A 21136-nucleotide genomic window follows, 5' to 3' on the forward strand; every position below is an offset into this window, starting at 1 on the left:
GGGGCGCCGATAGCGTTTCTCCGGCATGTCCGATGACGCCTCCTCGACCCCCGCGCCCCGGGTGCGGATCGCCCCGTCCCCCACCGGCTTCTTCCACGTCGGCGGCGCCCGCACCGCGCTCTACAACTGGGCGATCGCCAAGCAGCAGGGCGGCCGGTTCGTCCTGCGCATCGAGGACACCGATCTCGAGCGCAACCAGGACGAGGCCACCCAGGGCATCATCGACGCCCTGGCCTGGCTCGGCATCCATCACGAGGATCCGGTGTTCGAGGGGCCTTACTTCCAGAGCCAGTACGCCGAGGCACATGTCGCCGCGGCGCAGCGCCTCTACGAGGAGGGCAAGGCGTACTACTGCGATCTGACCGGCGAGCAGATCCAAGAGCGCGCCAAGGCCAACGGCAAGCCCGGCTACGACGGCTACTCGCGCGACCGCGGCCTCGAGCCCGGTCCGGGTCGGGTGCTGCGCTTCCGGGTGCCCGACGGCGGGCCCACCGTCGTGCGCGACGTGATCCGCGGCGACGTCACGTTCGAACACGACGCGATCGAGGACTTCGTGCTGCTGCGCGGCAACGGCGCGCCGATGTTCCTGCTCGCCAACGTCGTCGACGACGTCGAGATGCGCATCAGCCACGTCATCCGGGGCGACGAGCACCTCACCAACGCCGCCAAGCAGCAGTTGCTCTGGGACGCCCTCGGCCACACGCCGCCGGTCTGGGCCCACGTGCCGGTGCTGGTGAACGAGCAGCGCAAGAAGCTGTCGAAGCGACGCGACAAGGTGGCGCTCGAGCAGTACCGCGACGAGGGCTACCTCGCCGACGCGATGGTCAACTACCTGATGACGCTCGGCTGGGCGCCGCGCCAGGCGGGCCACGACGGCAACGACGAGCACGCCACCGAGATCGTCCCCTGGGCCGAGATGCAGGCGGCGTTCCGTCTCGAGGACGTCACCCATTCGCCGGCGTTCTTCGACCTCAAGAAGCTCGCCGCGTTCAACGGCGACTACATCCGCATGCTGAGTGTCGACGACTTCGTCGCCGCCTGCGAGCCGTGGATCCCAGACTCGTTCGACCGCGAACGTTTCGTCGCCATGGCCCCGCACATCCAGACCCGTGTCGTCACGCTGGCCGAGGCTCCGGGCATGGTCGACTTCTTGATGACCGACCACGTGGCCTACGACGAGGCGTCGTGGCAGAAGGCGATGCACCAGCCGTGGTCACGGGGCGTGCTCGCCGAGACGGCCGCGGCCTACAGCACGGCGGAGTGGGATGCCGACACGCTGAAGGGTGCGCTCGAGCATGTCGCCACGGCCCACGAACTGAAGCTCGGCAAGGCGCAGGCGCCGATTCGCGTCGCGGTCACCGGGCGCTCGGTCGGGCCGCCCCTGTTCGAGTCGCTCGAGGTGCTCGGCCGCGACGAGACGATCCGTCGCCTCGACCTGGCGATCGCCCACATCGTCCAGCAGGACCACTGAGCCGGCGATGGCGATCGCCCCGCCGCCAGGTGACACGCCCTCTGGCGGCCGTGGTGGTGATGGAGGTGGAGACGGCACGAACGCCGATGGTTCTCGACGTGACGACACGTTCGCTGATGCGTCTCGACGCGACGAGACGCCCGTCGGCATCATCCGCCCGATCCCGCTCGGCGAGATGGCCGGGGTCGACGACCTCGTCGACTTCCGCCCGCGGCGGCGCATCCTGCGCTCGCGCCAAGTCCGTTCGCCCCGGGCCCGTCCGCCCCAGGCCCGCTCGCCCCGACCGAACCCGGCCGGGCGTCGACAGAGCGGCCCTGCCGTGAAGCGGCGCCCGCGCCGTCGCGGTCGCCTGGCGGTTCGCCTGCTGGCGCTGGCGTTCGTCGCCGTCGTCGTGTATCTCGGCGTCACGTTCGTCCAGGTGTGGTCGACGGGGCGGAGCGACCAGGCGCGGCCGGTGGACGCCATCGTGGTGATGGGCGCCGCGCAGTACGACGGCACACCGTCGCCGCAGCTCGCTGCCCGGCTCGACCATGCCGCGTCGCTGTACGCCGAGGGTCTCGCCCCGATCGTCGTCGTCACCGGCGGCAAGCAGGCCGGTGACCGCTTCACCGAGGCCGAGGCGTCGGCCGCCTACCTCAACCAGCGCGGGGTGCCCGACGGGGCCATCGTGCGGGAGAACAACGGACGCACGACGTACGAATCGCTCGCCGGCGTGGCCGACCTGCTGGCGGCCCGCGGGCTCGGCCGGGTGCTGATCGTGACCGATCCGTTCCACTCCTTGCGTTCCCGCCTCATCGCCCAGGACGTCGGGTTGACGGCGTACGTCTCGCCCACGCCGTCGAGCGTGGTGACCGGCGGCACCGAGCTCCGTCACGAGGTCCAGGAGGCCGTCGGCATCGCCGTCGGCCGGCTGATCGGCCTCGACCGGATCTGAGGCGGCGCCTGACTGTCGGTCCGGTCAGGCCGCCGCGCGCACGTTGTGCCGTCCCACCGCACCGCGGAGGCCCACGCACCCGACACAGCCGATGCAGTCCACGCAGTCGATGCAGCCGACGCACGCGATGCACCGGCGGCAGCGGATGCAGGCGACGGTGCCGATGCAGTGGCGGATGCCGACCCCGAGGATCGTGAACAGGCTGCCGATCACACCGATGCTCAGTGCCGTGCCGGCACTGCCGGCGACCGCCACACTCCCGGCCGTCCCGGCGCTGCCGGCCACAGCGACCGACCCGGCGGTCCCCGCACTGCCGGCGACCGCCACACTCCCGGCCGTCCCGGCGCTCCCCGCCACGGCGACGCTCGCCGCTGTCCCGGCGCTGCCCGCCACGGCAACGCTGCGGGTCGTCGCCTCGCTGCCAGCCACGGCGACGCTGTGGTCGACGTCCGCACTTCCGGCGACCGCCACGCTCTCGGTCACGCCGACGCTGTCGGTGACCCCCGACGACTCGCCGCTCGAGGTCACCATGGTCGCCAGGTCGATCCGGTGTCGGTCATGACACAGTGTCGCACGCGCGGTCGACTCAGCCGGCGAAGCGGTCGGTGGCCGCGACGAGTGCTCGGGCGATGCCCGGCTCGCTGAAGGCGTGGCCGGCGTCGTCCACGATCGTCAGCTCCGCACGCGGCCACGCCTTGTGCAACGCCCAGGCCGTGGCCGCCGGCGTGCACATGTCGTAGCGGCCCTGGACGATCACGCCGGGGATGTCGGCGAGACGTACGGCGTCGTCGATCAGCTGGTTCTCGCGGAACCAGCCGTCGTGGACGAAGAAGTGGTTCTCGATGCGGGCGAACGCCGTGGCGTACGACGGCTCGCTCATCGTGGCGACGAGCTCGGGGTCGGGGAGTAGCGAGATCCCCGTCGCCTCCCACGAGCTCCACGCCACGGCGGCCGGCCCGTGCACGGCCGGGTCGGGATCGGACAGCAGGCGGTGGTAGGCGGCCATCAGGTCGTGCCGGTCCTCGGGCGCGACAGGGGCGAGGTACTCCTCCCACTTCTCCGGGAACACCCAGCTGGCCCCTTCTTGGTAGAACCAGCGCAGCTCGCCCCTGCGGAGCGTGAAGATCCCGCGGACCACCAGCTCGGCCACCCGGCTCGGGTGCGTCTCGGCGTAGGAGAGGGCGAGCGTGGACCCCCACGAACCGCCGAACACCTGCCAGCGGTCGATGCCGAGCTCCTCACGAATGCGTTCGATGTCGGCCACCAGATGCCAGGTGGTGATCGTCGACAGGTCGGCGTCGGGCGCGCTGGCGTGCGGGGTGCTGCGGCCGCAGCCGCGCTGGTCGAACAGCACGATGCGGTAGCGCTCGGGGTCGAACAGGCGCCGCTGGTTGGGCGTGCACCCGGCGCCCGGTCCGCCGTGGAGGAACACGACTGGCTTGCCGTCGGGGTTGCCGCACTGCTCCCAGTACACGTGGTGGCCGTCGCCGACGTCGAGCAGGCCGCTCTCGTACGGTTCGATGGCCGGGTACAAGATGGCGTCCAGGTCGCGCTCGTCGCTCATCCGCACACCCTCGCCGCATCGGGGTCGAACGTGCAAGCACTCGCCTGATTGTGCCCAGGTTGCCGGTCACGGCCGGTTGGCGAGTGGGTCGGCACGGATACACTCGGTGGTCGCCCTGGCCACAGGGTCACTCCATGGGGAGTGGTGTAACAGGCAACACAGCAGATTCTGGTTCTGTTATTAGGGGTTCGATTCCTCTCTCCCCAGCTGGTTCCCTCGGGAACCTCGCCGCCACGCGATAGCGTGGCGGACCGCAGCACGGCCCGTTCGTCTAGAGGCCTAGGACACCACCCTCTCAAGGTGGCGGCACGGGTTCGAATCCCGTACGGGCTGCGAAGAAACCCCAGGTCAGAGGCCCTCTCCGGAGGGCCTCTGCTGGTTTTCACCCCGTGTTGCCAATGGCGTGCCAATGTATCGATTGGAGACACGCCAATGAAGGGGTTCATGCGACAGCGGGGCGACGCGTGGGAGCTGCGGGTCTACCTCGGCCGTGATCCGGTGACCGACAAGCAGCGCTACGCGACTCGCACGGTGCGTGCCGGCAAGCGCGCCGCGCAGCGGGCCCTCGCAACCATGGTCACCGAAGCCGAGCGCGGCCTGGTGGTGCGCACCAACTCGACGGTGGGTGAGCTGCTCGAAGCGTGGTTCGACCAGGCCGTGCGCGACTTCTCGCCGAAGACCGTCAAGGAGACGCGGGGCTTCATCGACCGCAACCTGCTGCCCGAGATCGGGGACGTGCCGCTGACCAAGCTCAAGGCGAGCGATCTCGATCGCTTCTACCGGCAGCTGCAGACGTCAGGAGGCGCCGGCGGGCGAGCGCTGTCGCCGGCCACCGTGCGCCGCATCCACGGGATCCTGCGCCGCGCGCTGACCCAGGGCGTCAAGTGGGGCTGGATCGGAGTCAACCCGGCGGCGGCAACGACTCCGCCGCGCGTTCCGCAAAAGGAGATCAAGCCGCCATCAGGAAGCGAGCTCGCCGGCGTGTTGAAACGGGCCGAGGAGACGTCGCCCGAGCTGGCGTGCTTCCTCATGCTCGCGGCGGCGACCGGAGCCCGGCGCTCCGAGCTCGTCGCTCTCCGCTGGCACGACGTCGACGTCGCGGCCGGCATCGTACGGATCGAGCGCGGCGTCGTCAACGGCCCCGACGGTCTGGTGGAGAAGGACACCAAGACTCATGCCGCCCGACGGGTCGCCCTCGACAGCCGCACGGTCGGCCTCGTCCGAGCGCACCGCGAGCTCATGGCCGAGCGCGCCGATCGGTGCGGGACCGCGCTCGATGTCGGATCGTTCGTCTTCAGCAACGCCGCCGACGGCTCCGAGCCGTGGTACCCCGACTCGGTCTCGCGTGGGTTCAAGCGGCTGTGTGCCGCCGAGGGCCTCACCGGAGTGCGCCTCCACGACCTCCGGCACTTCGTCGCCACGCAACTGCTCAGCGCCGGCGTCGACGTGCGTACCGTGGCCGGGCGGCTCGGGCACCGCAACGCGGCCACCACGCTCAACGTCTACGCCCACTTCCTCGAGGACTCCGACCGCGCCGCCGCCGACATCATGGGAGGCCTCATCTCCGGGGATACCCACGATGGCCACGACCGATGACATGGGCGTACAGCGACTCATCGAGGGAGCGCTCGATCGGGGATTCGGTGCTGCCTGGTCACCTTCCAACCTGTCCGGGAGTCAACGCGCTGTTCGCATCAGCCGACGATCCAGCGGGACCGACCTGGCGCGCGCACCGTTGCCACGTGGCCGGAGGCTCACCGGTTGGTCGAGCGAAATGCGTCGCGCAGTTCCTCCGGGAATGTAAGCATCCGGACGGCAGCACACCGGAGCTGTGTGGCCGCCTGCGGAGCGAGAGTGAACACGGGGTACGGGTAGCACACGGCCCCTTCGATCGATTTGAATCTAGAGAGGTCGTAGTTGTCGCCGATTGGGGAAGTCCTCAAGGCCTTGAGAACCCGAGTCCAGTTAGCGAGGCTCGCCGTAGCGTGTTTGTCATCGGCTTGGATCGCCGTGTATTCGCCCTGCCATAGCGACGCTCGCGGCATCCTGGCCTTCGCATCCACAAGGATGAGGTGATCACCATCAGAGGCCAATGCGTCGACGTCGGTCAACGATTCATTTTTCAATCGCAATGTGCGGCCCCTCAACGACCGTACATCCTCTGGTGGTGACCAGACGGTGCCGTCGATGATGGCCTGCACTTGGTCCTCAAACGGCCTCGCCCAAAGGTTTGCTTCGCGGCCGCCCGCTGTCGGACGGGTGAGATAGTTCCTGAGTTGCTTTGTCGTCGAAACGAAGTCGATCGCAATCCACCCGCCGTCAAGTGGCCGCAGCGGAGGCCCGACAGATGGAAACAACTCGGGAGGAACGGCCGCGAGCAAGTCGATTAACGAACCCGTAGTCTGACTGGCCGTTTCTATGCCGGCAGCTTTGAGAGACGCACGGAGGGTCGAGACAACCCAGGTCAACTCCTGCTCAAGCCAATCCCGAGGTGCTGCGTGAAAGCCCTGGGTTTGGGAATGAATCACGACGTTGTCGACGGGAGGAGAAACTCCGAGTCGCGTGCGAACGGGTAGTCTCAACAGAAGCGACAGAATGGCCAGACAGCCGAAGGCGACCGGGTCGAGGTCGGGTGTTGCCCCGGACCCTGCCGCGACAGCTTGCTTGAAGTATCCTGCCAATGATCCGAACCGCACCGTGCAAAGGGCCTCGAACGGGGCAGCGTGAAAGCCGGCCGGTCCACCAAAGATGCGGAAGCTGGGGAAGAAGTCGGGCTGCTCAATGACGATCGCGATCACTAACGGGTCCGATGCTGCCTCGATTAGGTCCTGACGTCGCTCATTCGGCAGTTGAGCCCAGAGCGCCGAGCAGGCCGTGGCCCGGACCCGCGTCGAAGTCCTCGACACGCCTGCGCACGGCCGGCCGAACGTCAACGTCGTACGGGTGCCGGCCACCTTTTCCAGGGAGTCGGACCGCAGCTCCTTTACCGATCCACCAACATGCTGACTGCATCCACTTCACTACCCGCGCTGCAGCGAGCAGCCCTTCGAGTTGAGTAACAATCCTGTCGTCGTGTTGCTTCCATCGGGCGCCTCCAAACTGGACTGCGCCGCCCGAGCTGACAGGGGTGCGTGACTGCGCAGTCAAGCAAGTCACGAGATCACGAATGAGCAAGGGGGTTGAGTCAAGCGAAGCGCCAGGCGCCAGGCGCTCGGCGGGCAAGCTACGGACGAACCGTAGCCACTCGCCGCTGGGCAGCGCGTCCGCGCAAGCCACCGACGCTTGAGCAACCGCGTCGTGAGCGTTGATCAGCTCCTGCCAGGCATCTGGTCCGGATCGCCAAGTCCCGTCCCAACGTTCGACCGAGTGGTGGCGCAAGTCATTCAGCAGAGATTTAACGACGTCCTGCAACTGCTACCCCCGTCCTTGACCGCGCACCGGCAGTCACTACACGTTGACACAACCGTGGCGGACAAGACGCGGGCGACGAGGACTAGCGGAGTGAGGCATCGCACGCACAGAGCTGCCGCTACGCGCACGCCAGGCGTTGTCGCAGGGCACGATGTGCTCAATTCTGGCTCACTCCCATCGGTCCTGCACTGCCGGCGGTCCCGGCATCGGACGCCGACCAGATAGCACCGGTGCTACATATGTCGTTGTGAGTCAGACGATCACACAACTTGAGCTGCGCAACGACAGTGGCGAGATCATGCGTCGCTTGGACAACGGCGAGACCTATGTCGTGACACGACGCGGCGTGCCCGTCGGCGAGCTGATCCCCTTTCGACGGCGGCAGTTCGTCCGTCTCGAGCAGGTCAGAGCAGAGTTCGTCGGCGCTGCCCGCCTCGACCGCGCCCAGTTCCGAGCCGACCTCGATCGCCACGTGGACAGGATGCGACATCCCGTGGCTGAGACCTTGGGCGAGGACTGATCGACACCTCTGTCGTCATCGACCTCGCGTATCTCGATGACGACCTCTTGCCCGCGGAACTCGCTTTCTCCGCGTTGACGATTTGCGGAGTTGGGCGCGGGTCCTCACGCCAGCGACAATCCTGCCGAGCGGGCCCGACGGCAAGATCGCCCGACACTGGGCAAAGGTCGTGTTCGATCCGCTGTCGTCCATAGGCGCGGCGACGGCTCGCGCTTATGGACGTGTATGTGCAGCCGTCGCCGGTCGTGAGGCGCGTGGCCCCCGGGCTGTCGACCGGCTGATCGCGGCGACGGCACTCGCCCATGATCTGCCATTGTTCACCCGCAACGCCGATGACTTCCCTCGTCGCGACGGCCTGATCGACGTGATCGCGATCTGACCGGCGCCACCGCCCGGCGATCGAGGACGCTCCGTGGTGGCCGCGGCCAGGGGCGTCTCCGGACGCGGCCCGCGACACCCCTCGGGACGGCGATGTCGACCGGCTACCAACCTTCCGGATGGGTTCACCGGCTGGACGTCGCGTGCTTACTGGGACGAGCACTCACGATGTAGCAGATCGGTCGCGCCCGCCACCTCACCGTGACGCTGGGCTCCAGACGCGCTGTCGCGTTCCGGTTGGGCCGCCGCGCTTTAAGCGAGTGTGAGGCCAGAGCAGCAACATCACGCCGACATTCGTCGCAGTAGTCGGAGGCGTCGCTCGGCGCTGTCGGGAGTCGACGGCGGCCCCGCTCCTGGAGCGACGGCTGGCACCGGTGACGGCGCCGCCGGCGGCCGGGACGGTCCGTCCCGTGTCGTCGTGTCCGTTGGGCCTCGGACGCCGCAGGCCGGCCCGGTCGTTTCGACGGGCCAGATGCCGGCTCCGGACGGTTCGCCGGTTGGCGAGCCGTGGCTGCTGACGGTCGAGCAGGCTGCCCGGCTGCTGCAGATCGGTCGGACGCTCGCCTACGAGCTCGTCGGCCGGTTCGAGGCGAGCGGTGGTGAGGTTGGGATCCCGGTCGTGCGGGTCGGGCGGACGCTTCGCGTCCCTCGTGCCGAGCTCGCCGATCGGCTCCGCCGCGGCGGGGTGACCGTCAGCGGTCGAGGCGACGGCGCGCCGCCCCGCCGGGCCGCCGTCGTCGACGACCGCGGTGGGAGTGTCGCGCCGCGTCGAGGTGGCCGCCAGCGGCGCGGTGGGCCGGAATCCGTTCAGCCGCCGCTGTTCCCGGCCGGTTGAGGAGGTGGGCCTCGTGGTCGGTGACGGCGGGTTTGGTTCTGGCAGACAAGTGCCCGCGATCGGGTTCGGGTCGAAGATCGGGTCGGGCCGATGCTTCGGGTGACAACCCTCAACGCTTCGACGGCAGCGGCGACCGCCGCCTACTACGCCACTTACCTGACCGCCGCGCCGGGCGAAGTCCCCGGCCGGTGGACCGGCCGACAAGCCACCCTGCTCGGCCTCGACGGCGCGGTCGACGCCTCCTCGCTGCAAGCGCTGCTCGAAGGCCACGACCCGATCACCGGCTCGAAGCTCGGACGTTCGCTCGTCGACCGGGCCACCTCGAACGACAACGTCATCCGTGCCGTCTCCGGATTCGACGCCACGTTCTCGGCACCCAAGTCGCTCAGTGTGTTGTGGGCACTCACCGGCGACGATCGGCTCCTCGCCGCCCACGACACAGCGGTCACCGCGACGCTCAACTATCTGGAGCGGTACGGGGCGACCACGCGCGTCCGCTCGAACGGCGGACGGCTCCATCTCGACACGCTCGGGCTGACGATGGCGACGTTCCGTCAGACGACCTCGCGAGCCGACGACCCGCAGATCCACACCCACACCGTGATCTCCGCCAAGGTGCAGACCGGCGACGGCCGCTGGATGGCGCTCGACGCCCGGTTCCTGAAGCGGCACCAGCGGACACTCGGCGGCCTCTACCAGTCCGTGCTGCGCAACGAGCTCAGCCACCGGCTCGGCGTCACGTGGGGCGACATCGTCAACGGTCAAGCCGAACTCGCCGGCGCCCCACCCGAGCTGCTCGCCACGTTCTCGAAACGGACCAGGACGATCGACCGGGATCTCGGCGCCCGCATCGAAGTCTTCCGCCGCGAGCAAGGACGAGACCCGACACGGCGCGAACGAGCGGCGCTCACCCGCGCCGCCGCTACGAACACCCGCAGCGCTAAGTCGGGCGACGGAGCACCGGACCTTCGGGATCGATGGCGGCGAGAAGCCGCCGACACCGGCTGGACCGCCGATCGGCTCCAAGTGTCGATCCAGGCGGCAGCCCGAGCGCACGGCCCGGCGGACGATGTCGACGTTCGACTCAGTGATGTGATCGACACGCTGTCGGTCAACGGGTCGGCGTGGTCGCAGCCCGACATCATGCGAGTCCTGTGCGACACACGACGACCCGTGACGGCACTCGACGGCACCGAATGGGCCGCCGCGCTCGACGACGCCTGCCGACAGGCCGTCGACCTCTGCGTCGAACTCGACCCCACCGCTGCCGCCACCCGGCGGCAGTCCGACGGGCGGTCCGTCTGGCTCGAGCCGATCTCGGCGCACCTGACCAGCCACACGGTCCTCGCCGAGGAAGAACGCGTGCTCGACTGGGCCGCCGACGCCCAGGCCGGCACGACCCGTCCATCCCCGACCGCCGACACCGACGAGCTCGACCTCCTCCGGGCCCACGCCGCCGCGGCCGTCGCCGGGCACGATCGTCTCGTCCTCGTCGTCGGCCCTGCCGGCGCCGGCAAGACCAGCGCGCTACGTTCCGCCGTCGCCGACCTCACGCTTCGCCGACGCCGAGTGCTCGGTCTCGCCCCATCGGCGAAGGCGGCCCGAGTCCTCGCCAGCGAGACCGGGGTGGAGTCCGACACGGTCGCCAAGCTCCTCCACGAATGGGCCCGGACGGACCGACGCCCGGACCCTCGATTCCTGCTCCGTCGCGGCGACACCGTGCTCGTCGACGAGGCCGGCATGATCGGCACCAACGCCCTCGCACGACTCGTCGACCTCGTCGATCGCTTCGGGTGCCGCCTCGTGCTCGTCGGCGACCACCGACAGCTCCAAGCCGTCGGCCGGGGCGGCCTGTTCGAGGAACTCTGCCTCACCGGGTACCGCCACGAGCTCCAGCGCATCCACCGATTCGACCAGGCGTGGGAAGCAGCCGCCTCACTCCGGCTCCGCCACGGGGACCCCTCCGCTCTCGACGCCTACGAGACCAACGGACGCATCATCGCCGACACCTTCGACGGACACCTCCAGACGATCGCCCAACGATGGATCGACACGACTGCAAGCGGCGACACGATTGCCATCGCCGCGTCGACCAACGACCACGTCGACGCCGTCAACGCCGCCATCCAGCACGCACGACTCGTCGCCGGCCAGCTCGACCCGAGCTCGGCGATCGCCATCGCGGGCGGCGAGAGTGCACACTCCGGAGACGTCGTCGCGACACGCCGCAACGACCGGACGATCACCGACAGCAGCAGCGATCACGTCCGCAACCGGCAACTGTGGACCGTCACCTGCACGCACGCGGACGGGACCCTCACCGCGCAGCGACTTGGCGGCAGGGCCACTGTCCACTTGCCAGTCGAGTACGTCCGGGAGCACGTCCGCCTCTGCTACGCCGCCACCGAGCACGGTCACCAAGGCGACACCGTCACCGTCGGTCTCCAGGTCGTCAGCAGCGCAACCACACGACGCGGTCTCTACGTCGGCGCAACACGGGGACGAACCGAGAACACCATGCACGTCGTCACGGACGCTGACGGCGACGAGACCGCCCGCGACGTGCTCGAGCGAGTCGTCGCTGTCGACCGCGCCGACCTACCAGCAATCAGCCAACAACGGACGCTCCGCGCCGCCGCCCCGAGTCACGCAATCGACGGCCTTCAGGTCGGGATGTAGCGCTAGGCGAGGGGCGAATCCCGCCGACCTCGGCACCGAACGGTCCCGGCTATCTCCGCTGCGCCGTGTCCGAGATTGCCGGCGATCAGGTCCCCTGTCGATGCTCGGAGACGCCGAAACCCGCGAGCCGGGCTTCGAAGCACGATGTCCTTCGGTGATGACATTCGGAAGCATCCATGACCGGCGCTTCGATCACGCACTCGCAGTCGTTGATCGACGGTTGTCGGGTGCTCGATATCGGACAACGCGACGAACCGGCCCGCGCTTTCGAGATCGGTGCTACGACGTTCACCGACGCGAGCCGACGCGCGATCTCTAGCGCGCACATACCCCCCAGCATGAACAAATGACTAAGGCGTCGCCCCGCGCTTCGGCAACGCACTCCGACGTCGTTGTCGGAGTAGATGACTTGAGGACCGAGTCTGGCTGTGTGTTGGCGGCCAACGCCGCCTGGTCAATCCCGAAGGAGCGCCTATGGGTAGTTCAACCGAGGCGTTCGTTGATCGCAGCCAACACAGACTCGACCGAATCGGTGACCGTATTGCCATCGGTCTCAAGGATTGTGGTTCCGTGCAGGAGGGCGGTGCTGGCGAGTCCCCACCCGTACTCTCGAAGGTTCCGTCGCAAGAAATCCGCGAAGGGCATCGAGTAATAGTCGTCGACATCGGAAAGGTATCGCGCGTAACGCTCACGGGCCGACGCGTAGAGATACAACTGCACGCACTCGAAGTCGCTGCCGAGGATCGCTTCAACCTCCTCCGGCCTCCGCGCTCCCGCGATAACGACCCCAATCTCAGCACCCGCGATATCCGCCAGCGCATCGCGGGCGATGATGTCGTAGTCTCCGGCTCCCCATAGTTCAAATTCGACGAAATCCTGAATAGTCGGATAGACGCGAGCGAGCTGATTGTCGAACCGACGCTTGGCGTATGTGCTCATCTCGACGAGCGGCCAGCCCAGTCGAGCGGCAACCTCCCGGCCGATAGTTGTCTTGCCAGCGTTCGTAGGGCCGGTTAGAACCAGGACTTGGCGGCGTCCGCGTCGAAGGACCACGGTCTTGTCAGCCACAAAGTCATACGAGGCCAGTGAGAACGGACCCCTCAGCTCAGGCGTCTGGCTTTGATGCCCGTACTCACTGCAGAGTGTTCCGACCCTGTCCCTTACAACCTGGTGCAGCTCTGAAAGTGTGTCGCTCATACGAGAGTTAATAGCTTCAATCAAGGCAAAGGAGAACAAGCCGTGCGAGAGTCTTTCATTCTCGTACGATGCTTCGCCGATTCCGCAGGCCACAAAGATTGCGACGTCGTGCATAGTGTCCCGAATAGTCGCGCCCCGAAAGGGCTGAAAGACGTTGCGGGCGCCGCTCTCGGCATTCAGGCGACAGCAATCAAGAAAGAGCAAGAGTCGACCGGCGCCTGAGAGACGCATAGCCCCGATCACCTCATGCACATTGAGCGCTTCATTCAGGCCACGAGTGTCGGAGAAGGTGAGAAAGTCTGCTCCGTTTGCTGTGAATCCGTGCCCAGCAAAGAACACGATTACGGTATCGGACGGCGTGAGGTGCGAAGTTGCCACGAGATCGAGCGCAGCGGAGAAGTCTTGACTATCGACCCGACCCTGAAGTGAGTCAATGATGTCGATGTCGTCTATTCTGCCGCGAATGCTCGAGACAAAGTCACTTGCGTCGGCCGCGCAGTACAGCAGGTCGCTGAATGGCCCATCGTAATGGTCGACGCCAGCGGCGATCAGTAGGCGAGTCACGTAATTGACAGCTTCGGCGAGGTGTTGTCTGGCGACCAGAACTCCGACACGCTGACAGCAAACAAACGCATAATATGCTCAAGTCTTCGTAATGAGTAGGATGCCAGTTCCTTTGGAACGAGTGCGAATGTTGTCGGCCCAAGGCTGCTCAGGCACAAGGGCTGCTGGAGCGGCCACGAGCGCCGAAGGCGTTGCACCGGCGCGGGCTGTATTGCCCACTCGCGAGTTTTCAGCCCGAGGGCTTGAAGTCGCTCGAGAGCGAAGTTGACTGCATCCAAATGCGCGCACTGAAGACCAGGGAGAAGCACTGTCTCCGCCAGACGCAATATCTGATCAGTCTCCTGGCGCGGGATCGGGCAGTGCTCGCGGAAGAACGCTCGCTCGCTGGCGCCGGACAAGCCGCGATGGCCCTTTGGTCGCATATGCAACGCGACCCATGGTCGAGTTGGAGGCGAGACGGCCAACCTCAGCGATGGAGGAGCTGCCAGCGCTGCACTCGATGGACCGAAGCTGACCTTCTCGACTGCAGAATGCCCCTCATCGACTATGAAGCCGCCAAACTCGCCGGCGTACACCCCAACTCCGCTCGTTCCACCGCGCTGTACGAATCCTGCCAACGAGCGCGAGTTGACGGGGATGCCCGCAGCTGCGGCTGCGCCGCGAGCGACTGCCATCCGCAGAGCGGTTTCGCTGCCGAGTCCTACGTGGCGCGGTAGGTGCTTCTGGACGTCCACGCTGATGCCCGGTAGACCTAGTCCTCGCGAGAGCTCGATCAACCAAGGCGGCTTGCGCGGTTGCGTCAGGGCCATACAACGAAGCGAGTCCCCCTCGGCAACTTCAACCGTGAGTTCGAGCGACGGCGTAGAGAGTGCAACGCCGGACCCGCCATCCACGAACCCGTAGCCCTCTGACTCCACGAAAAGCCCAAAATGGAGTCGGCTTGGCGCAACAACAGTCGCCAGTGGCCTCGTCTCAATCACTACCAATGCACCCCGCGCCTCGATACGTCGTTCAGCACTTTAGCCAGATCTTCCGCTACATGGGGCTGCCGGGCAGCTCACCGGCCGGTGAGTCGACGAGCGGCTGCGTCGCTATCGGACGGTGCGAGGCGTGCGAGCGCTGACATTAGACGTCGCTGGTCCAAGCGCTGTTCGCGCTGCGGCGATGCGTTGCATCAGCGAGTGCAACAACCTCCCCCGCACCCAGGACGGCCGATACGTGGCTGAAGCGCCGACTTGTATGTGAGATGCCGGTCGGACGCTTCACATCAACGCCGCCTGGGCGTTCGACCTGTCGCCCACCTACCGGGGTCGCCTTTCGCCCGGATACCGGGTCTTGACATGGACTGGAGAGACGCTAGTGAAGGAGGTGTATGCGACAGCGGGGCGACGCATGGGAGCTTCGGGTCGACCTCGACCATGATCCAGGCTCCACGACCACCACGGCGCCGCTGGACAGCGCGTCGGTCATCTCGACGCGGTGCGCATCACCCTCCACGAAGCACTTATCCTCCGGAGCTTTCCGCCCGACTACCCCACTCGCGGGGTCGCGCTCGAAAGGGTTCGAGCAGGTCAGCAACGCCGTACCCCCGCCGCTCGCCGCCCACGTCCTCGCCGTGCTCGTAGGTGGCCGATGCACCACACCGACAGAGACGGCCACACCGGAACCGCCCGGTCTACCCAACGGGATCCAGCCAACGGTAGTACCGCGCGTATGACTCGATAGCCGAGGCGGGCAGTCCAGCGAAGTCCTTGAACGACCGTCCGGGCAGCTTCTTCCCGAGTGCCTGACGTTCTCGAACGGTGAGGCTGGGGACTTCGATCACCACGGCCTCTGCGTCGAAAGAAACCTCCGGCATATCTTCGAACCGGCACGCCTGGATCACCGAGTGCAGTGGCGGGTCGTCGACGACGCCAGCGAGCATTTGCATGCGCGCTCCGTCGCGGTACTGGATGTTCAGGAGCTGTTGCCAGCCGGTTCCGTCGCCCCGGTCCGCGAACGCCCGGTGCAGCAGCGCCGTAGTCAACTCGCGCTGTGTCTTGGCCAGGCCCCAGTCACCGAGCTTCGCATCGCTGATCCCGATCGGAACGTGCTCCGCCCCAACGGCCGCCTCCAGTTCACTACGCCGCGCGCCGTCCGCTCCGGGGGAACAGTTGAGCGTGATCGCGAGCACGCTGCCGGGCTTCATGCGCAATGCGACATTCTGGATGTCGGCCATCTCGTCCGTGCGGAGCCGTTGTGTGTAGTCGAGCCAAACTATGCATTTCTTCGACCAGTCGAGCGTTGGCAAAATGGTAGTGGCCGTTCCCTCCAGAATGTTGATGCCGCGATAGGGGGCGTTGAAACGGCACCGGTCGATCAGGCCGTCGTCGCTCTCGATGCTGATCATCCGCTCGATCCCGAGCGAGCGATGCACGAGGTCGAAGTCGAGAAACTGGTACGCGCCAAAACCAATGTACGAGTAGTTAGACATCTTGTCGATCATCTGTAGTCGGCGAAGCACCTCGACGAAGATCCGTCGCGAGATGTGCTTCGACTGCCGATCGGCGTAGTCGACAACTCCCATTACTCAGTCCTCGATCTCGCGCTCGTAGTAGTAGTCGAACGTTCTCCGTCCAACTTCGGCGACGACGGAGGTGCCGAGCTGTGCGGACACGGAGGCGAACCGATCCACTGGCACTTCGAACTGCATCTTCTGCACCTTTGGCTTCCGAGGCGTGGATTTGCTCTTGGGTTTTCGTGGCGGCGGTGCCGCGAAAGCCTCGTTCTCCTCCAACTTGTCCGTGGGTACCAGCGTGGCGGCCATCGCTGCGTTGACCGTGGGACGATCATCGTCGTTGATCGAGGTTTGTTCCTCGATCTTCAGGCGATTGAGCACGGCGACAACCTGCGCCCCGGCTACCTTGAGTTGCGCTTGGACCCGGCGCCAGACGCGCGACTCCTCGTCGACGCCCGTTTTAGTGGTGTTCCAAGGCAGTGCTGCTGTCGAAGCGGCCGTCAGGTAGGCGTAGCCCCGGAACTGGCGGTATTGGGGGTGGTAGTTCGGCAACGAGTCACCCCAGCCCGTCAGACGTGTCCGCTCGCGCATCAACAGCAAACGGTCGTTGCAGAAGATCCACCAGCCAGCATCGGTTCCGGCACGGAAACTCTCGGCGTCGCCGTCGTCCTTGCCCATGTCCCGGCGTTCGAGTCTGGTGATGCCGGCGATGATCCTGACCGCCACGTCTCCGTGTTCCGACGGCACGACGAAGGTTCGGTTGATCGGCTTGAAGTCGGGGCCGCTGAGCAGTTCCCTACTGAAGTGCTCGAGCCGTTCGCCGTTGAGCGTGACGGTGATCCCCTCGGCGAGTGCTCCCTGATGCCTGAAACGTATCTGTTCTCTCAGGAGCGATAGGAATCCGCCGTCAGCGAGGTCTTCTCTCACAGCCTCGTGCAGCCGTGTCACTGTGATCGTGGTTCCGCGCCCCCGCTTCTTCGGGTTGTAATCGCGAATCGCCTTCGACATTCTGAAGGTCCACACAGGATCGGTGTCATCCATCCATTCGTCGACATCGATAGTCATCTCGAAGCTGGTGTCTGCCGCCCGCGACTCGATGGAGAACACCCTGCCCAGCTTGAACAGCGCCCGCTTCATACCCACGCCAAACTGCCCGACGGAACGCTTGGTGCCCTTGTAGGCGCGTGGTCGGCCGAACCGAAAGGCGTACTGGCGCGCTACGTCGAGGTCTATCCCACCGCAGTTGTCGCGAATCTCGAACTGGTCAGCCGAGACCTTGAGGTCGACCTTGAACGCGCTGGCCGGCGTGTGGTCGTCGATCTGCGCTCGTGCGCCGTCTATGCTGTTGTCGAGCAGGTCCATGATCGCCGGGATCAACTCGATGTCACGTGTGAGCATCTCCACGAACAGCGCCCGTTCGGGCTCGGCCTCGACGGTCAGATCGTCGCTCGCTGGTGGATTTCGTGGCATCCGTACCCTCCTACGGTTCCCGCCGACGCTGTGCTACATATCGGCGGTTAACCCGCGCACGTTAGCTCCGACTTCGACGGATGTCCGGCGTCAGGGATGCTCGGTCGATGCCGAAGTGGTCGGCCGCGGTTCCGAGCGAGTGCTCCAAGAGAGCGTCCGAACCGAGTTCGACGACTCGGGTTGGCAGAATGCGCTTGGCTCGAAGTGCCTCGACGACGGTGTCCGCTACCGCTGCCGCGAGTCGGGGCGGCACGGCGTTGCCAATCTCGCGAAGCGCGTGCCACTTGGCCGTGTTGAACGAAAACCAGTCGGGGAACGAGTGAAGCCGCGCTGCCTCGCGAACAGTGATCACTCGTGGAAGGCGGTGGTGGATCGGCCGCGGGGCTGTGAAGCTTCCGTGATCTCGTCCGGTTCCTGCCCGAAGTGTCGGTGAGTATCCGCCGCCATCCAGGCGATGGGTGCGGCTGATGGTGTCGGCTGCACCTGGCTCTAGGGCCCGGAACCGCTGGACGACGGACGGCTGATGCACGGTCCGCTGGATTCCAGTCAGGATCTCCTCTGGCCACTGCCGTTCGTACTCGAGACCCGAACGCGTCCGGAGCGACCTTGCGTACGCCGACGACGACGTGACCATATGCTCCACCATCGAAGCGGTCATGGTGAGGCGATCCGATGTGAGCAGAGCGTCGAGGCCTTCGATCGCGGGAAGGTCGTCGAGTGCCTCTGCAACAGTCGGCGACCTGGTTGCCGCCGGACGGCGCGGCAGATCGACCCCGTCCGCGACGCCGACGATGAACACTCGCCGTCGGCGCTGTGGCACGCCGTGTCCCGACGCGTCGAGTACGATCGGCAGCTCTTCTGCCAGCCGGTAGCCCGCCACCTTCAGCTCCGCCTGTAGAAGCTCAAGGTGGTGTCGCACCTTCGGAAACAGCAGCCCTGGAACATTCTCGATGACGAACGAGCGCGGTTTGAGTTCGCGGACGACGCGAGCGAATGCGAAGACAAGATTGTTTCGGTCGTCGTCGGGATTCTGACGACCCATGTCCGAGAATCCCTGACAGCTTGGCCCTCCGAAAAGACAGTCCACGACACCGTCCCACTCGCTCTCCCGCTGCGCCAAGGACCAACCTTTGCCAATCGCAGCGTGGATCGTTTCGGCGGTTATGGTTCCGACGTCGTGACACAACGCGAAGGAGTGGGGAAAGTTGCGCTCGTGCACGGCGAGATGGACGGGGTCGTTGTCGACCGCAGCCAGTACGTCAAAACCAGCCTGCTCGAAACCGAGCGACATACCGCCAGCACCGGAGAACAGGTCAACAGCCACCGGGCGTTGGGGTGCCGCCACCGCTCCGCGTGCGTGTCGATTGGCCATGTCCCTCCCGCTCCGTCGGTGAGCCCTTGCGAGCAGGCTAGTCGTCCACTGCGATTGATCCGCGGCGACCACGCACGGCCGCTTCAACCCTCGTCGCAACAGCCTCGGGCGCTTCGTGCGCCCACGCTCGAATTACGATCCAGCCGGCAGCCTCCAATCGGGCGTCGGTGTCGTGATCCCTCGCTTGATTCGCGGCGATCTTGCTCTTCCACCACGCAAGATTCGCTCCCGACAGGCGGCAGTGCTCGGGGCATCCGTGCCAGTAGCAGCCGTCGACGAAGACAGCAACGCGTTCACGCCGGAACACGACGTCCGCCCGGCGCCGAATCGACGGCTCTGGTCGCGTGTCGACGCGATACCGCAATCCCCGGTTATGCAATCGTCGTCGAACAGCGAGCTCCGGCAGGGTGTCCCGGCGGGGCACGCGCGACATTCGTGCCGACACATCGGCCGAAGTCGAGCTCGGTGAGCCCGCCGAATTCTTCGTTCTAGGATCCACGACCGGTTGAGGGTGTAGGTGCCTCCTCACCCTCCGATTGCGATGCCGATGACGCGCCTAGCCACTATCCACACATGGTAGAGGACGCTGGCCGAGGCCTGCCGGGTGAATGGTTTGTCAACGGCGGCTGAGTCTTGACCGGCCGCGACGGCGGCATGCACGCACGCCCATTGGCGCTAGCGGCCGCCGTGTGGACGGCATCGGATCGAAGACGACCTCTGCCTGTCGACGCCGGTTGCTCGCGATCTTGCCGTCGGTCCCGCTCGGCAGGATCGTCGCTTGCGTGAGGACCCGCGGCCAATCCGCAAGCGTCAACGCGGAGAGAGCGGGCTCGGATGACAAGGCGTCGTCATCGAGATCCCGGAGGTCGATGGCGACAGAGGTCTGGAGATCCCGCTACGCCTTGTACGAGGTCGCCTCGGATCCGGGGTCACGGTCGTGCGCACGAGATTGCGATGTCTGCGGGTTCGACTTCAGAGCCCGGGGTCGATTGGTGATGGCGTTCGGGAGCATTCGCTACCGCCACGTTCCGGACGCGCCCGATGGGGTCGATCGCTTGGTGTCGGAGATCGGTCTCGCACGAATCGCGGGTTGATGGACGCATTTCGCTCTAGGCACAACGACGATGCTCTCGACGGCGCCGGTCGGATTCTCGGACGCGCCATGCGGGGGCGGTCGAAGGTTCGCGGTCGTGCTCGCTCGACGCCTCAGTGAGGCGTACGGCATCGGCGATCGAGGTTCCCGTCCGGCCCGCCGAGTCAGGGCGAATTGATGAGGTAGACCACAAAGGGCACTGAGCCGAAAACGGCGGCCGTTGGACCGAGCCACAGGAGCGCACCACGGTGGAGCTCGCCGTGCAGTCCCCTCGGGAGAATCCTGGTGGACCTGCGGCGCCGGTCCCAGGCCCACCAAGACGCTGGGACGGCCAGCGAGGCGAATGCGATCAGCACACCGAGTGACCCACCCGCCTCGACCCCGACCGCCATCCCGTACGCGACGAGTGCGACCACGATCAGCTCGCCGACGACGAGCCTTCGTCGCACGCTGTTGGCGAGTGCGTCGATGTCGCTGCCGGTGGAGATCCTGGCGTGCGGCAGCGACGCGACGATCGAGCGCAACGAACCATCGGCCCTGCAGCTCGAGCACAGCCCTGGCGGTGTCGAGCACGCCGGGGTTGTTCGGAGCGATGCGTAGTGCCTCAGCCATGTGGCCGTCGGCCCGCGAAAGCAGCCGCGACGTCGTCCAAGGTCACTTCGGGCCGCACCAGCTCGTACAGGTCCGAGGCGGCGATCTCGCCACGGTCGGTTCCGACGTCGGCGACCGAGACGGATGCCGTCCGCTGCTCGCCGCCGTCAACGTCGGTAGCCGGCACTCGCAACTCTGACCGCGCCCGCGCCGCCAGCTCCCGAGCCGGTTCCGACGTCGGTTCGGACCGCAACACAGTTTCGCAGTGCCCGAGCGCCGCGGCCGCCTGCCCGTCGTCGAGGAGCAGGCTTGCGAGGTGCAGTCGTAGGTCGTGGTTGTCGGGCTCGTCGAGCAGTAGGCGCTCCAACGACCGATGGACCCCGCCGTTCATCCCCACCATCCTGGCGGTATCGCATCCACACCGACATCATTGATCATCGCAGGAGCGGGGCGAAACCTTGTTCCTCCAGCGGTTCGCGTGTCCAAGCGTGGACTCACACCGACGCATTGGTTCGCCGGACTCAACGCGGCGCGCCTACCCGATAGAAGCGCAGCGCAGG

The 21136-nt window shown here is 66.4% G+C and carries 18 protein-coding genes and 2 tRNA genes; 9 read left to right on the plus strand and 11 right to left on the minus strand.

All coding sequences use genetic code 11. The features are described from left to right. Positions 1 to 25: 25 nt before the first annotated feature. Both gltX and DN771_RS17040 read left to right on the plus strand, forming a co-directional pair. On the plus strand, positions 26 to 1471 hold the full coding sequence (gene gltX / locus DN771_RS17035) for a glutamate--tRNA ligase (protein ID WP_116998756.1): 1446 nt from the start codon (positions 26 to 28) through the stop codon (positions 1469 to 1471). 7 nt (positions 1472 to 1478) lie between these two features. Next, on the plus strand, positions 1479 to 2405 hold the full coding sequence (locus tag DN771_RS17040) for a YdcF family protein (protein ID WP_116998757.1): 927 nt from the start codon (positions 1479 to 1481) through the stop codon (positions 2403 to 2405). Between the two features lie 24 nt (positions 2406 to 2429). On the opposite strand, the gene DN771_RS17045 is transcribed toward DN771_RS17040, so the two are convergent. Next, positions 2430 to 2798: a hypothetical protein gene (locus DN771_RS17045; RefSeq protein ID WP_116998838.1), complete on the minus strand. Its 369-nt coding sequence runs from the start codon at positions 2796 to 2798 to the stop codon at positions 2430 to 2432. 193 nt (positions 2799 to 2991) lie between these two features. After that, positions 2992 to 3969, minus strand: coding sequence for a prolyl aminopeptidase (gene pip / locus DN771_RS17050; RefSeq protein ID WP_116998758.1), 978 nt, complete (start codon positions 3967 to 3969; stop codon positions 2992 to 2994). A 135-nt stretch (positions 3970 to 4104) separates the two neighbouring features. Between pip and DN771_RS17055 the strand changes: the two genes are divergently transcribed. The 3 genes from DN771_RS17055 (at position 4105) to DN771_RS17065 (ending at position 5565) form a co-directional block, all read left to right on the plus strand. Continuing rightward, positions 4105 to 4176 (plus strand) — tRNA-Gln (locus DN771_RS17055). Between the two features lie 53 nt (positions 4177 to 4229). Next, positions 4230 to 4302 (plus strand) — tRNA-Glu (locus DN771_RS17060). A gap of 111 nt (positions 4303 to 4413) precedes the next feature. Continuing rightward, positions 4414 to 5565 carry a tyrosine-type recombinase/integrase gene (locus DN771_RS17065; RefSeq protein WP_162942049.1) on the plus strand — a complete coding sequence of 384 codons (1152 nt, stop codon included), beginning with the start codon at positions 4414 to 4416 and terminating at the stop codon, positions 5563 to 5565. A 158-nt stretch (positions 5566 to 5723) separates the two neighbouring features. On the opposite strand, the gene DN771_RS29615 is transcribed toward DN771_RS17065, so the two are convergent. After that, a complete protein-coding gene (locus DN771_RS29615; protein ID WP_162942050.1) occupies positions 5724 to 6767 on the minus strand; it encodes a hypothetical protein in 1044 nt (347 codons plus the stop codon). 770 nt (positions 6768 to 7537) lie between these two features. Then, positions 7538 to 7852 (minus strand): hypothetical protein, encoded by a 315-nt coding sequence (locus DN771_RS30465; protein WP_227462390.1) that lies wholly within the window; start codon positions 7850 to 7852, stop codon positions 7538 to 7540. Between the two features lie 217 nt (positions 7853 to 8069). On the opposite strand from DN771_RS30465, the gene DN771_RS30470 reads away from it, so the two are divergent. The 3 genes from DN771_RS30470 (at position 8070) to mobF (ending at position 11792) form a co-directional block, all read left to right on the plus strand. Further along, the gene (locus tag DN771_RS30470) at positions 8070 to 8279 is read left to right on the plus strand and encodes a PIN domain-containing protein (protein ID WP_227462391.1); all 210 of its coding nucleotides are present in this window, start codon (positions 8070 to 8072) and stop codon (positions 8277 to 8279) included. Between the two features lie 471 nt (positions 8280 to 8750). Further along, positions 8751 to 9113, plus strand: a complete 363-nt coding sequence (locus tag DN771_RS17085) for a helix-turn-helix domain-containing protein (protein WP_116998762.1) — start codon at positions 8751 to 8753, stop codon at positions 9111 to 9113. Positions 9114 to 9203: 90 nt separating this feature from the next. Then, on the plus strand, positions 9204 to 11792 hold the full coding sequence (gene mobF / locus DN771_RS17090) for a MobF family relaxase (protein WP_116998763.1): 2589 nt from the start codon (positions 9204 to 9206) through the stop codon (positions 11790 to 11792). A gap of 483 nt (positions 11793 to 12275) precedes the next feature. Here mobF and DN771_RS17095 read toward each other — a convergent pair whose 3' ends face one another. The 6 genes from DN771_RS17095 to DN771_RS17120 form a co-directional block, all read right to left on the minus strand. Further along, entirely contained in the window at positions 12276 to 13553 is a 1278-nt protein-coding gene (locus DN771_RS17095; RefSeq protein ID WP_162942051.1) for a caspase family protein, read from the minus strand. Next, the gene (locus tag DN771_RS30900) at positions 13550 to 14533 is read right to left on the minus strand and encodes a beta-ribofuranosylaminobenzene 5'-phosphate synthase family protein (RefSeq protein ID WP_227462392.1); all 984 of its coding nucleotides are present in this window, start codon (positions 14531 to 14533) and stop codon (positions 13550 to 13552) included. Before DN771_RS30900 ends, DN771_RS17095 begins: the two co-directional genes overlap by 4 nt. 695 nt (positions 14534 to 15228) lie before the next feature. Then, positions 15229 to 16119 (minus strand): O-methyltransferase, encoded by an 891-nt coding sequence (locus DN771_RS17105; RefSeq protein ID WP_116998766.1) that lies wholly within the window; start codon positions 16117 to 16119, stop codon positions 15229 to 15231. Between the two features lie 3 nt (positions 16120 to 16122). Continuing rightward, positions 16123 to 17520: an ATP-binding protein gene (locus DN771_RS17110; RefSeq protein WP_116998767.1), complete on the minus strand. Its 1398-nt coding sequence runs from the start codon at positions 17518 to 17520 to the stop codon at positions 16123 to 16125. 61 nt (positions 17521 to 17581) lie between these two features. Next, complete coding sequence (locus DN771_RS17115) at positions 17582 to 18892, minus strand: DNA cytosine methyltransferase (protein ID WP_116998768.1); 1311 nt, start codon at positions 18890 to 18892, stop codon at positions 17582 to 17584. A 37-nt stretch (positions 18893 to 18929) separates the two neighbouring features. Next, positions 18930 to 19421, minus strand: a complete 492-nt coding sequence (locus tag DN771_RS17120; RefSeq protein ID WP_321196063.1) for a very short patch repair endonuclease — start codon at positions 19419 to 19421, stop codon at positions 18930 to 18932. Positions 19422 to 20270: 849 nt separating this feature from the next. On the opposite strand from DN771_RS17120, the gene DN771_RS29620 reads away from it, so the two are divergent. Further along, positions 20271 to 20585 carry a hypothetical protein gene (locus DN771_RS29620; RefSeq protein ID WP_162942053.1) on the plus strand — a complete coding sequence of 105 codons (315 nt, stop codon included), beginning with the start codon at positions 20271 to 20273 and terminating at the stop codon, positions 20583 to 20585. A gap of 4 nt (positions 20586 to 20589) precedes the next feature. Here DN771_RS29620 and DN771_RS17130 read toward each other — a convergent pair whose 3' ends face one another. Next, entirely contained in the window at positions 20590 to 20967 is a 378-nt protein-coding gene (locus DN771_RS17130) for a tetratricopeptide repeat protein (protein WP_162942054.1), read from the minus strand. Positions 20968 to 21136 lie beyond the last annotated feature (169 nt).

The sequence above is a fragment of the Desertimonas flava genome, from assembly GCF_003426815.1.
Classification (GTDB): domain Bacteria; phylum Actinomycetota; class Acidimicrobiia; order Acidimicrobiales; family Ilumatobacteraceae; genus Desertimonas; species Desertimonas flava.